Raw genomic sequence first — 13,517 nt, 5'->3', positions numbered from 1 at the left:
GTCATGATCAATAAAAAGCAATTTCGGATCTTCACTATTCTTGATTTGGACAAGAAGGAAGAATATTTACATGAGATGCATTTGAAAGGCTGGAGATATAGAACGAATAGTTTTGGTTTTTTCTATTTTGAACAATGTCAACCTGATGATGTCATCTACCGTATCTATGATTCTAGATTTCTTAAAAAGCATAAGCGTGAACTGCAAGATTTTAGAAATAGCGGTTGGGAATTGATAGAAAGAGATTTTTGTTCGATTCTTCGTAAACCAGCTTCTGATATACTTTCAGAGGAACGAGTTTATATGAGTAAGGAGCTCAGGTGGGAAGTTATGCGGTCTAGACTTTGTTCATGTACAGCTACTTTCTCGGGTGGTCTTGTTGTTTGTATGAGTTTATTTAAAGAAGAGCTTTCTATGTCTTTCTTTATAGTTTTTCTTTTATATGCTTTTCTGATTTCTTATCTAATCTATGGTTATTTCAGACTTAAAAAGAAATACCGAGTAGCTGGAAGGTAAAGCTCTAGGTCTTCAGACTGATTTTTAGCACTCTTGATGAAAGAGTGCTAATTTTTTGAGTTTTTGTCTTGACATTCTCTTTTAAGGGTGTATAATAGAATCATGAGTTAGCACTTGAACGTATCGAGTGCTAATGGATCAGACAGAGAGGAGTGATGAGATGGTTACAGAGCGTCAGCAGGATATTTTAAATCTGATTATTGACATCTTTACCAAAACGCACGAACCTGTCGGATCCAAAGCCTTGCAAGAGTCTATTAACTCTAGCAGTGCAACTATTCGTAATGACATGGCGGCTTTAGAAAAGCAAGGGTTACTTGAGAAGGCTCATACTTCAAGCGGTCGCATGCCAAGTGTTGCTGGTTTTCAGTACTATGTTAAACACTCACTGGATTTTGACCGATTAGCTGAAAATGAGGTATATGAGATTGTCAAAACCTTTGATCAGGAATTCTTCAAATTGGAGGATATTCTGCAAGAGGCTGCTAATCTACTGACAGACTTGAGTGGCTGTACGGTAGTGGCACTGGACGTTGAGCCGAGCAGACAACGGTTGACAGCCTTTGATATCGTGGTTTTAGGTCAACATACAGCCTTGGCAGTATTTACCCTAGACGAATCGCGAACGGTTACCAGTCAGTTTCTGATTCCAAGGAACTTCTTGCAGGAAGATTTGCTGAAACTGAAGGCAATCATTCAAGAACGTTTCCTCGGTCACACCGTTCTAGATATTCACTACAAGATTCGGACGGAGATTCCGCAGATTATCCAGCGTTATTTCACAACAACGGATAATGTTATCGATCTCTTTGAACATATCTTTAAGGAAATGTTCAACGAAAACATTGTGGTGGCGGGTAAGGTCAATCTCTTGAATTTTGCCAATCTAGCAGCCTATCAGTTCTTTGACCAACCGCAAAAGGTGGCCTTGGAGATTCGTGAGGGTCTGCATGAAGATCAGATGCAAAATGTCCGTGTTGCGGACAGTCAAGAGTCCTGTCTAGCAGACCTAGCAGTGATTAGTAGCAAGTTCCTCATTCCTTATCGGGGAGTTGGAATTCTAGCCATTATCGGTCCAGTCAATCTGGATTACCAGCAGCTAATCAACCAAGTCAATGTGGTCAACCGTGTTTTGACCATGAAGTTGACAGATTTTTACCGCTACCTCAGCAGTAATCATTACGAAGTACATTAAGATTGAAATCATTAAAGGAGGCGAAAATGGCCCAAGATATAAAAAATGAAGAAGTAGAAGAAGTTCAAGAAGAGGAAGTTGTGGAAACGGTAGAAGAAACAACTCCTGAGAAGTCTGAGTTGGACTTGGCAAATGAACGTGCAGATGAGTTCGAAAACAAATACCTTCGTGCTCATGCAGAAATGCAAAATATCCAACGCCGTGCCAATGAAGAGCGTCAAAACTTGCAACGTTATCGTAGCCAGGACTTGGCAAAAGCAATCTTACCATCGCTCGACAACCTTGAGCGTGCACTAGCAGTTGAAGGTTTGACAGACGACGTTAAAAAAGGATTGGAGATGGTGCAAGAAAGCTTGATTCACGCTTTGAAAGAAGAAGGAATCGAAGAAATCGCAGCTGACGGCGAATTTGACCATAACTACCATATGGCTATCCAAACTCTCCCAGCAGACGATGAACACCCAGCAGATACCATCGCCCAAGTATTCCAAAAAGGCTACAAACTCCATGACCGCATCCTGCGCCCAGCAATGGTAGTGGTGTACAATTAGGCTAACTTGTCCGAAACGACAATAAACTATGAAAGAAAGATAAAAAAGTAGTTCAGCTTTGTAATAGTGAGCAAAGCGAACCAAAGACGATACTCTTCGCCGTGGCGTTATTAGCGCAAACTTTGAGACTTTAGGCTCAAAGTTTAGTCAAAGAGATTGACGAAGTCAAGCTCTGACGGCGTCGCCACTTAAGAAGAGTATCAAAAAGAAAAATAGAATATAAAATTTAAGGAGAAAAACACATGTCTAAAATTATCGGTATTGACTTAGGTACAACAAACTCAGCAGTTGCAGTTCTTGAAGGAACTGAAAGCAAAATCATCGCAAACCCAGAAGGAAACCGCACAACTCCATCTGTAGTATCATTCAAGAACGGAGAAATCATCGTTGGTGACGCTGCAAAACGTCAAGCAGTCACAAACCCAGATACAGTCATCTCTATCAAATCTAAAATGGGAACTTCTGAAAAAGTTTCTGCTAATGGAAAAGAATACACTCCACAAGAAATCTCAGCTATGATTCTTCAATACTTGAAAGGTTATGCTGAAGACTACCTTGGTGAGAAAGTAACCAAAGCAGTTATCACAGTTCCAGCTTACTTCAACGATGCTCAACGTCAAGCAACTAAAGACGCTGGTAAAATCGCTGGTCTTGAAGTAGAACGTATCGTCAACGAACCAACTGCAGCAGCTCTTGCTTACGGTTTGGACAAGACAGACAAAGAAGAAAAAATCTTGGTATTTGACCTTGGTGGTGGTACATTCGACGTATCTATCCTTGAATTGGGTGACGGTGTCTTCGACGTATTGTCAACTGCAGGGGACAACAAACTTGGTGGTGACGACTTTGACCAAAAAATCATCGACCACTTGGTAGCAGAATTCAAGAAAGAAAACGGCATTGACTTGTCTACTGACAAGATGGCAATGCAACGTTTGAAAGATGCAGCTGAAAAAGCGAAGAAAGACCTTTCTGGTGTGACTTCAACACAAATCAGCTTGCCGTTTATCACTGCAGGTGAGGCTGGACCTCTTCACTTGGAAATGACCTTGACTCGTGCGAAATTTGACGATTTGACTCGTGACCTTGTTGAACGTACAAAAGTTCCAGTTCGCCAAGCCCTTTCAGATGCTGGTTTAAGCTTGTCAGAAATCGACGAAGTTATCCTTGTTGGTGGTTCAACTCGTATCCCAGCCGTTGTAGAAGCTGTTAAAGCTGAAACTGGTAAAGAACCAAACAAATCAGTAAACCCTGATGAAGTTGTTGCCATGGGTGCTGCTATCCAAGGTGGTGTCATTACTGGTGATGTTAAAGACGTTGTCCTTCTTGATGTAACACCATTGTCACTTGGTATCGAAACAATGGGTGGTGTCTTCACAAAACTTATCGACCGCAACACAACAATTCCAACATCTAAATCACAAGTCTTCTCAACAGCAGCAGACAACCAACCAGCCGTTGATATCCACGTTCTTCAAGGTGAACGCCCAATGGCAGCAGATAACAAGACTCTTGGACGCTTCCAATTGACAGATATCCCAGCTGCACCTCGTGGTATCCCACAAATCGAAGTAACATTTGATATCGACAAGAACGGTATCGTGTCTGTTAAGGCCAAAGACCTTGGAACTCAAAAAGAACAAACTATTGTGATCCAATCAAACTCAGGTTTGACTGACGAAGAAATCGACCGCATGATGAAAGATGCAGAAGCAAACGCTGAAGCAGATAAGAAACGTAAGGAAGAAGTTGACCTTCGTAACGAAGTAGACCAAGCAATCTTTGCGACTGAAAAGACAATCAAGGAAACTGAAGGCAAAGGCTTCGACGCAGAACGTGACGCTGCCCAAGCTGCCCTTGATGACCTTAAGAAAGCGCAAGAAGACAATAACTTGGACGACATGAAAGCAAAACTTGAAGCATTGAACGAAAAAGCTCAAGGCCTTGCTGTTAAACTCTACGAACAAGCTGCAGCAGCGCAACAAGCTCAAGCAGGAGCAGAAGGGGCGCAAGCAACAGGAAACGCAGGCGATGACGTCGTAGACGGAGAGTTTACGGAGAAGTAAGATGAGTGTATTGGATGAAGAGTATCTAAAAAATACACGAAAAGTTTATAATGATTTTTGTAATAAAGCTGATAGTTATGAATCTGCAAAAGATTTTATAGATAATATTCCAGTAGTGTATTTGGCTAGGTATAAAGCAATTATTTTAGCTGAGCATGAAAGTTGTGTTAAAAATGATGAGGCGGTAAGGAATTTTGTTACTTCAGTATTGTTGTCAGCGCTAGTATCAGCACTAGTATCAGCAACCATACAAAAACCAGAATTTATAATATCGTTTATAATTGGCATGGTTTGGGTTGTCTGTGTTTTCCTTCTAATCTATTGGAATTTTATAGCCAATACTAAGAAGAGACAAAAATATATAAATGTTTGTGTGCTTATTGGATATTTAAAATCAAAATAAATTTGATTTAAGTTACTTCACTCATCCACAGAGGTTGCAACCCAGCCTCTGTTTTTCGATAAAATAGAGGATGTTGCGTATGAAAAAAGTACTTTGTATCATTTATCCTAATTTTTCTCTTTATGAGATAACCACTTTAACGAGTACTTTAGCTCTGTCTTTTGATATCACGATTGATTATGTCGCTTCTGAGAATTCGATGGTGGTCTCTGAGGATGGTTTGTCCTGTCAACCGACGAAAACATTGGATCAGATCCGTATAGAAGATTATTCTTGTGTGATTTTGCCAGGAGTGGTAAATATAGGTCCTGCTCTACAAGATGAGAAATTGATCTCGTTTTTGAGAAGTCTTAATGAGCAAGATATCCTAATTGCAGCCATTTCTTCAGCGCCCCTTTTATTGGCGAAAGCAGGCTTGTTGAACAACACGAAATTTACAGGTGGAATTTGGCAAAACTTCTTTGACTATTTTGAATTTCTTCCACGTGAGAATTTCCAACCGAAAGTTCTTGTCCAAGATAAACAAATCATTACGGCTATCGGTTTTGCACATCAAGAGTTTGCAAGAAAAGTGATTTTCGGTTTAGGGTTGGCAGAGAATACGGATAACTATTTTAAAGAACAGAACGAGTATGCTGAAGAGGATTTGATATTTACTCTATCAGATGAAGAGTTTAATCAAGTGAAGCAGAGTATAGAAAACAGCCTCTAAAGATTTACATGAAAATTATAGAAAGGAACAAAGGTGTTCAGGGAATTGAACACGGGTTCCCAAATTTATTACTCAATATAAAAGAAAGGAATTGAACCCGACCTAAATTCTCGGAAAAAAGATAAATCTGCCTAGGAGCATCGCTCCAGCGTCAGATTTCCTATTTTTCAGTCGAATTTTACGGTCTTGGTATCTTGTATGAACAATACTGAATTTTATGATCGTCTGGGGGTGTCAAAAAACGCTTCGGCAGACGAGATCAAAAAGGCTTATCGTAAGCTTTCGAAAAAATATCACCCAGATATCAATAAGGAGCCTGGTGCTGAGGAAAAGTACAAGGAAGTTCAGGAAGCTTATGAGACTTTGAGTGACGACCAAAAACGTGCTGCCTATGACCAATACGGTGCTGCTGGAGCCAACGGTGGCTTTGGTGGTGCAGGTGGCTTCGGTGGTTTTGAGGACATCTTCTCAAGTTTCTTTGGCGGTGGTGGTGCTTCGCGCAATCCAAACGCTCCTCGTCAGGGGGATGACCTCCAATACCGTGTGAATTTGACCTTTGAAGAAGCTATTTTTGGAGCTGAAAAAGAGGTTAAATACAATCGTGAAGCAAGCTGTAGTACATGTAATGGTTCTGGTGCTAAGCCAGGAACAAGTCCAGTCACTTGTGGACGCTGTCATGGTGCTGGTGTCATTAACGTCGATACGCAGACTCCGCTTGGTATGATGCGTCGCCAAGTAACCTGTGATGTCTGTCACGGTCGCGGAAAAGAAATCAAAGATCCATGTACAACATGTCACGGAACAGGGCATGAAAAACAAGCGCATAGCGTACATGTCAAAATTCCTGCTGGTGTGGAAACTGGTCAACAAATTCGCCTAGCTGGTCAAGGTGAAGCTGGATTTAACGGTGGACCTTATGGTGACTTGTATGTAGTGGTTTCTGTGGAAGCCAGCGACAAGTTTGAACGTGAAGGAACCACTATCTTCTACAATCTCAACCTCAACTTTGTCCAAGCAGCTCTTGGTGATACAGTTGATATCCCAACGGTTCACGGTGATGTTGAATTGGTTATCCCAGAGGGAACTCAGACTGGTAAGAAATTCCGTCTACGTGGCAAGGGAGCTCCGAGCCTTCGTGGTGGTGCAGTTGGTGACCAATACGTTACAGTTAATGTCGTAACACCGACAGGTTTGAACGACCGCCAAAAAGCAGCCTTGAAAGAATTTGCAGTGGCAGGTGACTTGAAAGTCAATCCAAAGAAAAAAGGCTTCTTTGACCATATAAAAGATGCCTTTGATGGAGAATAAACTAAAAAGAGCCGATGGGCTCTTTTTTAAGTGTAAACAAGCCATATCCCGTCAATTATACACCACAATTTAGACAACGCATTCACCATTTCATAACTAATACTCTTCGAAAATCTCTTCAAACCGCGTCAACGTCACCTTGCCGTATATATGTGACTGACTTCGTCAGTCTTATCTACAACCTCAAAACAGTGTTTTGAGCAACCTGCGGATAGTTTCCTAGTTTGCTCTTTGATTTTCATTGAGTATAAATCAAATACTTTCTCAGACTTTCCGCCGTAATGAAAACACCTGAAACCGTTTGATTTCAGGTGTTCGGAAACTTTGAGACCTAGGCTCAAAGTTTAGGTATGGAACTTCGAAGAAGGTCGCTACCGTCCGTCATTACTTAAGGAAAGTCTTAAAAAATCTATAAACTAAAAAGAGCCAATTGGCTCTTTTTACTTATCTTCCATTTCCTGTGTTTCTTTGATAACAGCTAGTCTAGTCTGGATATCTTTTTCCAAGACCTTAAACTTGTAAGTTAGGTCTTCTTGATATTCCTTGATGAGTTCTTTTTGCTGGTCAATGATTTGTAGGCTGTTTTGGATAATATCTACATCATCCTTGATAGCTTGAACGCGGTCAGTGGTATTCAAGACTTCATCTGTGATGGTTTGGCGATTTTTTGTGACCAGATAACTTCCGGCTGCAGCTCCTGCAAATAGCAGTAGATTGGATAATTTCATGGCAACTCCTTAGGCGTTTTTGATGGTTTCAGCGACTTGAGCAAGTTTGTCAAAGTCTGGTTCGTGGGCGATAAAATCAATCTTGAGGTCATCGTCCGCACTGTAGCGAGGTACGAGGTGAACGTGGGTATGAAAGACGGTTTGCCCTGCGATTTCTTCACAGTTAGCAATGATATTCATACCAGCAGCCTTGGTAGCTTTCATGACTTTTTGAGCTACTTTTGGTACTTGGGCAAAGAGTTGGCTAGCGCTAGTAGCGTCCATCTCCAAAAGATTGCGATAGTGTTCCTTTGGCACGACTAAGGTGTGTCCTGGTGTCACTTGAGAGATATCAAGAAAGGCAAGAACCTGCTCATCTTCATATACTTTTGAAGCAGGAATTTCCCCTGCGATGATTTTACAAAAAATGCAATCTGACATAAAATCTACCTCTACTGTATTGAATTTTGATATAATATAGCTACATTATACCAGATTTGGAGAAAATATGTTAGAAATTAAAAACCTGACAGGTGGCTATGTCCATGTCCCTGTCTTGAAAGATGTGTCCTTTACTGTTGAAAGTGGGCAGTTGGTCGGTTTGATTGGTCTCAACGGTGCTGGGAAATCAACGACAATCAATGAGATTATTGGTCTGTTGACGCCTTATAGTGGTTCCATCAATATCAATGGCTTGACCCTGCAAGAAGATGTAACGAACTATCGCAAGCAAATTGGCTACATTCCTGAGACGCCTAGTCTGTATGAGGAATTGACCCTCAGAGAGCATATCGAAACGGTTGCCATGGCTTATGGTATTGAGCAAAAAGTGGCTTTTGAGCGAGTGGAACCTTTGTTAAAAATGTTCCGTCTGGACCAGAAATTGGACTGGTTCCCTGTTCATTTTTCAAAAGGGATGAAGCAGAAGGTCATGATTATCTGTGCTTTTGTGGTGGATCCGAGTCTCTTTATCGTGGATGAGCCTTTCCTTGGTCTTGATCCGCTGGCTATTTCTGACTTGATTCAGCTTTTGGAAGTGGAAAAGCAAAAGGGCAAGTCCATTCTCATGAGTACCCACGTGCTGGACTCTGCGGAGAAGATGTGTGATGCCTTTGTCATTCTTCACAAGGGAGAGGTGCGTGCCAAGGGGAATCTCCTGCAACTGCGTGAAGCCTTTAATATGCCTGAGGCTAGTTTGAATGATATTTACTTGGCTCTGACCAAAGAGGGGGACCTATGAAAGACTTGTTTTTAAGGAGAAAGCAGGCTTTTCGTAAGGAGTGTGTCGGTTATCTGCGTTATGTTCTCAATGACCACTTTGTCTTATTCCTGCTTGTCTTGTTGGGCTTTCTAGCCTACCAATACAGTCAACTCTTGCAACATTTTCCTGAAAATCATTGGTCTATCCTTTTGTTTGTAGGAATCACCTCTGTTTTACTTTTTCTCTGGGGTGGAATTGCCACCTATATGGAGGCTCCAGACAAGCTCTTTCTCTTAGTCGGAGAAGAGGAAATCAAACTCCATCTTAAGCGTCAAACTGGCATTTCCCTAGTCTTTTGGCTCTTTGTCCAGACTCTTTTCTTGCTGTTATTTGCGCCCTTATTTTTAGCAATGGGCTATGGCTTGCCTGTTTTTCTGGTCTATGTGCTTTTATTGGGAGTAGGTAAATATTTCCTCTTTCGTCAAAAGGCTAGTAAATTTTTCACGGAAACTGGACTGGATTGGGACTATGTCATTTCCCAAGAAAGCAAGCGTAAGCAAGTCTTGCTTCGTTTCTTTGCTCTCTTTACGCAGGTCAAGGGAATTTCAAACAGCGTCAAACGTCGTGCCTATCTGGACTTTATCCTAAAGGCTGTCCAGAAGGTGCCTGGAAAGATTTGGCAAAATCTCTATCTGCGTTCTTATCTGCGAAATGGAGATCTCTTTGCCCTCAGTCTCCGTCTGCTCTTACTTTCATTGCTGGCGCAGGTCTTTATCGAGCAATCTTGGATTGCGACAGCAGTGGTAGTGCTGTTTAACTACCTCTTGCTCTTTCAGTTGCTGGCCCTCTATCACGCCTTTGACTACCAGTATTTGACTCAACTTTTTCCACTGGACAAGGGGCAAAAGGAAAAAGGCTTACAGACTGTAGTCCGAGGATTGACCAGTTTGGTCTTAGTAGTGGAATTAGTTGTTGGGTTGATTACCTTCCAAGAAAAACGAGCCCTTCTAGCCTTACTGGGAGCTGGTTTGGTTTTACTAGTCTTGTATTTGCCTTATCAGGTCAAACGTCAGATGCAGGACTAACATTGCCTATATGACACTAAAAAAGAAGTTGAGTTCAGTTTGTCTCAGCTTCTTTTATTTTCTACAAGATAATGGTTGGTCCGTAGAGACTCAACTTGGTCTTGACTTGGTCAAAGTGGAAGCGGTCATAGGCCCGCCAAGCGGCGCGAGTTGGAGCATCTGGATCAAGAGCGCTGAGTCCCATGAGAAGACTGGAAGTCTGGTAAAATTTTTCCAGTTCAATCAAGACTCGATTATCCACTGTTTCAGCCTTGGCTAGAAAGCCAAGAATAGAGTTTAATTGCTCCTGAAAGCGGACGTCGTCAGCGGTTGCCTGTTTGCATGCTTGATAGGCTTTGTTTAAGTCAGTAATCAAAGTCTGAGCTCTTTTGATAGGGTCTGCATCTGTCATGAGAATTCCTCCTTTAATCTGGGTGCCAGTCTTACTTCTAGCAATTGTATTTTGATACTGTCAGTTTATCACTTTTATTTCCTTTTTCGCCTTCAAATCTTTAATTGTCATTGAAATTTCCTGAATGGTACTGTTAAGATTTTATGATAAAATAGTTGTAAGCTCATCATGATGTTGTAGAAAAATAGTCCTTTTAGGAGTTTTCAAAGACTGTTTAGGATTGGGTGGACTTGTGTTAAGCTTTTTCTGTTATTCTTTTCTTATACTCAATGAAAATCAAAGAGCAAACTAGGAAGCTAGCCGCAGGCTGTACTTGAGTACGGCAAGGTGAAGCTGACGTGGTTTGAATTTGACTTTCGAAGAGTATTAGGAGGAGAATCCAATGAAACATATGATTATTCAGACACAGAAAACAGTCTATAAAGTAAACGTCGACGATATCTACTATATCCAAACACATCCAACTAAAGCCCATACCGTACAGATTGTTACAGAAGAGGCTAGTTTTAATATGGTTCAAAATTTAAGTAATCTTGAGAACCAATATGGGGAAACCTTGATGAGATGTCATCGAAATTGTTTGGTCAATCTTGATAAAGTAAAATCGATTGATTTTCAAGAAAGAATCCTTTTTCTCGGAGAAGAAGGTCAATACGCTGTCAAGTATTCCAGACGTCGCTATAGAGAAATTCGTCAAAAATGGTTGAAAGAAGGAGAGTAAGAAGATGAGAATATTTGTTTTAGAAGATGATTTTTCCCAACAGGCTAGAATTGAAACGACCATTGAGAAACTTTTGAAAGAACATCATATCACTCCCAGCTCTTTTGAGATCTTTGGCAAGCCAGACCAACTGCTGGCAGAGGTGCATGAGAAGGGGGCGCATCAGCTATTCTTTTTGGACATTGAGATTCGAAATGAGGAGATGAAGGGTCTAGAGGTGGCTAGAAAGATTCGGGATCGAGACCCCTATGCCCTGATTGTCTTTGTGACGACTCACTCGGAGTTTATGCCCCTGTCCTTTCGCTACCAAGTGTCTGCTCTGGACTACATTGATAAGGCTCTTTCAGCAGAGGAGTTTGAATCTCGGATCGAAACAGCCCTCCTCTATGCCAATGGTCAAGACAGTAAAAGTCTAGCTGAAGATTGCTTTTACTTTAAATCAAAATTTGCCCAATTCCAGTATCCTTTTAAAGAGGTTTACTATCTTGAAACGTCGCCTAGAGCCCATCGTGTTATTCTCTATACCAAGACAGACAGGCTGGAATTTACGGCGAGTTTAGAGGAGGTTTTTAAGCAGGAACCCCGTCTCTTGCATTGCCACCGCTCTTTTCTCATCAATCCTGCAAATGTGGTGCATTTGGATAAGAAAGAAAAACTCCTTTTCTTTCCCAATGGTGGAAGCTGTCTAATCGCGCGTTATAAGGTCAGGGAAGTGTCTGAGGCTATCAATAACTTACACTAAGCTAGGAGAGTTTATGAATATTGCTTGGATATTATTGCATACACTTGTTACTCATGGACTAGAAATTGTCATTTTCTTTAAGGTGGATGGAATTGGTCTCACTTTTGAGAGGATTTTTAAAGCCTTTCTTTTTAAGATACTGTTGGCCTTTGTTTTTTTAATGATTGGCTATATGGTAGGAGATAGTTTCCTATTTTATTTTATGGAACCCTTGTACGGTATAGGCTTGTCTTTCTTACTGTTAAGAGGGCTTCCTAAAAAACTTCTCTTCTTTTATGGTCTCTTTCCAATGATATTGGTGAATCTCTTTTATAGAGGTCTTTCTTATTTTGTGCTTCCATTTTTGGGACAAGGGCAAGTACATGATGATTACTCTTTGATTTGGTTGTGTATAATAATTTTCAATTTCTTCATTTCTCTAGCCTTTTTGAAATGGTTAGACTATGATTTCACTAACTTGAGAAGGGAGATTCTAGATAAAGCTTTTCAAAAGTCCCTGACTAAAATTAACTGGATAATGGGGGCTTACTATTTGGTGATACAAACTCTATCTTACCTTGAATATGAACAAGGTATTCAATCAACGACTGTTCGCCATCTCATCCTAGTCTTTTACCTGCTCTTTTTTATGGGGATTATCAAGAAATTGGATACCTATTGGAAGGACAAACTCCGTGAGAGACTGGACCAAGAGCAGGTCCTGCGCTATAGAGATATGGAGCGCTATAGTCGACATATAGAGGAACTTTACAAGGAAGTACGGAGCTTTCGCCATGACTACACCAACCTTTTGACCAGTTTACGTCTGGGCATTGAAGAGGAGGATATGGAGCAGATAAAAGAGGTCTACGATTCGGTCTTAAAGGATTCTAGTGAAAAATTGCAGGACAATAAATATGACCTGGGCCGATTAGTGAATATTCGTGATAAAGCCCTCAAAAGTCTCCTAGCAGGAAAGTTTCTAAAAGCCAGAGATAAGAAGATTATCTTTAATGTCGAAGTTCCTGAGGAGATTCAGGTCGAGGGGATGAGCCTGCTTGACTTTCTAACCATTGTGTCTATCCTTTGTGACAATGCTATTGAAGCTAGTGTAGAGGCCAGTCAACCTCATGTTTCAATCGCCTTTTTAAAAAATGGAGCACAGGAGACCTTTATTATCGAAAACTCCATCAAAGAAGAGGGCATCGATATTTCTGAAATCTTCTCCTTTGGAGTTAGTTCTAAAGGGGAGGAGAGAGGAGTTGGTCTCTATACCGTCGTGAAAATTGTGGAAAGCCATCCCAATACCAGTCTAAATACTACCTGCCAAAATCAAGTCTTTCGTCAGGTACTTACTGTGGTACATGCAGAATGATAAAAAATAAGACCGAGAGTTCTTGTTTCTCGGTCTGTATGGTTGAATAGTTAATCAAATTAGTTTTGAGTTACAGTAAATTGCTTGTATGAAATAATTTTCTCTATCATCAACTATCGGGAGAGGTTTCTAACTTTTGAAATCTAATTCTGCTATATCTACTTTTTATTTTTAGTTTTTAATAATCCTATTATAGATAGAGTTATTAAAGTTATAGACATTAAACTGCTAAAAATAAATACTTTTGATGTTAATCCAATAGAAAATAGTAATATTCCATAAAAAATATTGGATATATAATAAATCTTACTCTTCATGATTACTTGCCTCCGAATATAGATTTTTGCCGTATTACAAATGTGACAAGTTTAGTATAGCACTGTTTTTAAAAAAATTTCATCCAAATCTTGAATGGTTATTGAAACATCTTGAATTGAACAAAGAACTTTCTCCTTACCAAAATAACGAATATCATTCATAAACCGAAAAATAATATATGTTATCATTATTTTTTGCTATAATGGTTAATGAGCTTACCATTCTTGTCTTCAATAAAAAATCAGTA

General features: G+C 40.4%; 15 protein-coding genes. 12 read left to right on the top strand and 3 right to left on the bottom strand.

Features of this window, described 5'->3' with window-relative positions; all coding sequences use genetic code 11:
* Positions 1-3: 3 nt before the first annotated feature.
* The 7 genes from ACAM22_RS08035 to dnaJ all read left to right on the top strand — a co-directional run bounded on the left by ACAM22_RS08035 (position 4) and on the right by dnaJ (position 6,751).
* Complete coding sequence (locus ACAM22_RS08035; protein ID WP_049550801.1) at positions 4-516, top strand: DUF2812 domain-containing protein; 513 nt, start codon at positions 4-6, stop codon at positions 514-516.
* A 160-nt stretch (positions 517-676) separates the two neighbouring features.
* Positions 677-1,711 (top strand): heat-inducible transcriptional repressor HrcA, encoded by a 1,035-nt coding sequence (gene hrcA / locus ACAM22_RS08030; RefSeq protein WP_369607021.1) that lies wholly within the window; start codon positions 677-679, stop codon positions 1,709-1,711.
* 26 nt (positions 1,712-1,737) lie between these two features.
* Positions 1,738-2,262, top strand: coding sequence for a nucleotide exchange factor GrpE (gene grpE / locus ACAM22_RS08025; RefSeq protein WP_000046038.1), 525 nt, complete (start codon positions 1,738-1,740; stop codon positions 2,260-2,262).
* Positions 2,263-2,504: 242 nt separating this feature from the next.
* Entirely contained in the window at positions 2,505-4,328 is a 1,824-nt protein-coding gene (gene dnaK / locus ACAM22_RS08020) for a molecular chaperone DnaK (protein WP_000034661.1), read from the top strand.
* Position 4,329: 1 nt separating this feature from the next.
* The gene (locus ACAM22_RS08015; RefSeq protein WP_000114425.1) at positions 4,330-4,731 is read left to right on the top strand and encodes a hypothetical protein; all 402 of its coding nucleotides are present in this window, start codon (positions 4,330-4,332) and stop codon (positions 4,729-4,731) included.
* Between the two features lie 79 nt (positions 4,732-4,810).
* Entirely contained in the window at positions 4,811-5,443 is a 633-nt protein-coding gene (locus ACAM22_RS08010; RefSeq protein WP_369606660.1) for a DJ-1/PfpI family protein, read from the top strand.
* Positions 5,444-5,641: 198 nt separating this feature from the next.
* Positions 5,642-6,751 carry a molecular chaperone DnaJ gene (gene dnaJ / locus ACAM22_RS08005; RefSeq protein WP_369606659.1) on the top strand — a complete coding sequence of 370 codons (1,110 nt, stop codon included), beginning with the start codon at positions 5,642-5,644 and terminating at the stop codon, positions 6,749-6,751.
* Positions 6,752-7,191: 440 nt separating this feature from the next.
* On the opposite strand, the gene ACAM22_RS08000 is transcribed toward dnaJ, so the two are convergent.
* Positions 7,192-7,479, bottom strand: a complete 288-nt coding sequence (locus tag ACAM22_RS08000; RefSeq protein WP_084928138.1) for a hypothetical protein — start codon at positions 7,477-7,479, stop codon at positions 7,192-7,194.
* Between the two features lie 9 nt (positions 7,480-7,488).
* Entirely contained in the window at positions 7,489-7,899 is a 411-nt protein-coding gene (locus ACAM22_RS07995) for an HIT family protein (protein WP_001278317.1), read from the bottom strand.
* 67 nt (positions 7,900-7,966) lie between these two features.
* Between ACAM22_RS07995 and ACAM22_RS07990 the strand changes: the two genes are divergently transcribed.
* Both ACAM22_RS07990 and ACAM22_RS07985 read left to right on the top strand, forming a co-directional pair.
* On the top strand, positions 7,967-8,698 hold the full coding sequence (locus ACAM22_RS07990; protein ID WP_369606658.1) for an ABC transporter ATP-binding protein: 732 nt from the start codon (positions 7,967-7,969) through the stop codon (positions 8,696-8,698).
* The gene (locus ACAM22_RS07985; protein WP_369606657.1) at positions 8,695-9,744 is read left to right on the top strand and encodes an ABC transporter permease; all 1,050 of its coding nucleotides are present in this window, start codon (positions 8,695-8,697) and stop codon (positions 9,742-9,744) included. Before ACAM22_RS07990 ends, ACAM22_RS07985 begins: the two co-directional genes overlap by 4 nt.
* 61 nt (positions 9,745-9,805) lie before the next feature.
* Here the strand turns inward: ACAM22_RS07985 and ACAM22_RS07980 are convergent, their stop codons facing one another.
* Positions 9,806-10,135: a helicase BlpT gene (locus ACAM22_RS07980; RefSeq protein WP_084861873.1), complete on the bottom strand. Its 330-nt coding sequence runs from the start codon at positions 10,133-10,135 to the stop codon at positions 9,806-9,808.
* A gap of 382 nt (positions 10,136-10,517) precedes the next feature.
* Here ACAM22_RS07980 and ACAM22_RS07975 point away from each other — a divergent pair, with 382 nt between their 5' ends.
* From ACAM22_RS07975 to ACAM22_RS07965, 3 genes are read left to right on the top strand one after another with little or no spacing between them, the layout of a single operon-like run.
* A complete protein-coding gene (locus ACAM22_RS07975; RefSeq protein WP_153199232.1) occupies positions 10,518-10,856 on the top strand; it encodes a LytTR family DNA-binding domain-containing protein in 339 nt (112 codons plus the stop codon).
* Positions 10,857-10,860: 4 nt separating this feature from the next.
* Positions 10,861-11,598 (top strand): response regulator transcription factor, encoded by a 738-nt coding sequence (locus tag ACAM22_RS07970; protein WP_261029340.1) that lies wholly within the window; start codon positions 10,861-10,863, stop codon positions 11,596-11,598.
* Positions 11,599-11,611: 13 nt separating this feature from the next.
* Positions 11,612-12,952: a sensor histidine kinase gene (locus tag ACAM22_RS07965; protein ID WP_369606656.1), complete on the top strand. Its 1,341-nt coding sequence runs from the start codon at positions 11,612-11,614 to the stop codon at positions 12,950-12,952.
* Positions 12,953-13,517: the final 565 nt, after the last annotated feature.

Origin of the sequence: Streptococcus sp. SN-1, assembly GCF_041154385.1 — a bacterium.
Lineage (GTDB): Bacteria > Bacillota > Bacilli > Lactobacillales > Streptococcaceae > Streptococcus > Streptococcus mitis_CT.
This window is presented reverse-complemented; position numbering and strand designations above follow the sequence as displayed.

Bases quoted from the DNA above. Each gene is read 5' to 3' on its own strand.
- grpE (WP_000046038.1), top strand. From the start codon at position 1,738: ATGGCCCAAGATATAAAAAATGAAGAAGTAGAAGAAGTTCAAGAAGAG.
- ACAM22_RS07980 (WP_084861873.1), bottom strand. From the start codon at position 10,135: ATGACAGATGCAGACCCTATCAAAAGAGCTCAGACTTTGATTACTGAC.
- dnaJ (WP_369606659.1), top strand. From the start codon at position 5,642: ATGAACAATACTGAATTTTATGATCGTCTGGGGGTGTCAAAAAACGCT.
- ACAM22_RS07965 (WP_369606656.1), top strand. From the start codon at position 11,612: ATGAATATTGCTTGGATATTATTGCATACACTTGTTACTCATGGACTA.
- ACAM22_RS07990 (WP_369606658.1), top strand. From the start codon at position 7,967: ATGTTAGAAATTAAAAACCTGACAGGTGGCTATGTCCATGTCCCTGTC.
- ACAM22_RS08035 (WP_049550801.1), top strand. From the start codon at position 4: ATGATCAATAAAAAGCAATTTCGGATCTTCACTATTCTTGATTTGGAC.
- ACAM22_RS08015 (WP_000114425.1), top strand. From the start codon at position 4,330: ATGAGTGTATTGGATGAAGAGTATCTAAAAAATACACGAAAAGTTTAT.
- ACAM22_RS07985 (WP_369606657.1), top strand. From the start codon at position 8,695: ATGAAAGACTTGTTTTTAAGGAGAAAGCAGGCTTTTCGTAAGGAGTGT.
- hrcA (WP_369607021.1), top strand. From the start codon at position 677: ATGGTTACAGAGCGTCAGCAGGATATTTTAAATCTGATTATTGACATC.
- ACAM22_RS08010 (WP_369606660.1), top strand. From the start codon at position 4,811: ATGAAAAAAGTACTTTGTATCATTTATCCTAATTTTTCTCTTTATGAG.
- ACAM22_RS07970 (WP_261029340.1), top strand. From the start codon at position 10,861: ATGAGAATATTTGTTTTAGAAGATGATTTTTCCCAACAGGCTAGAATT.
- ACAM22_RS08000 (WP_084928138.1), bottom strand. From the start codon at position 7,479: ATGAAATTATCCAATCTACTGCTATTTGCAGGAGCTGCAGCCGGAAGT.
- dnaK (WP_000034661.1), top strand. From the start codon at position 2,505: ATGTCTAAAATTATCGGTATTGACTTAGGTACAACAAACTCAGCAGTT.
- ACAM22_RS07975 (WP_153199232.1), top strand. From the start codon at position 10,518: ATGAAACATATGATTATTCAGACACAGAAAACAGTCTATAAAGTAAAC.
- ACAM22_RS07995 (WP_001278317.1), bottom strand. From the start codon at position 7,899: ATGTCAGATTGCATTTTTTGTAAAATCATCGCAGGGGAAATTCCTGCT.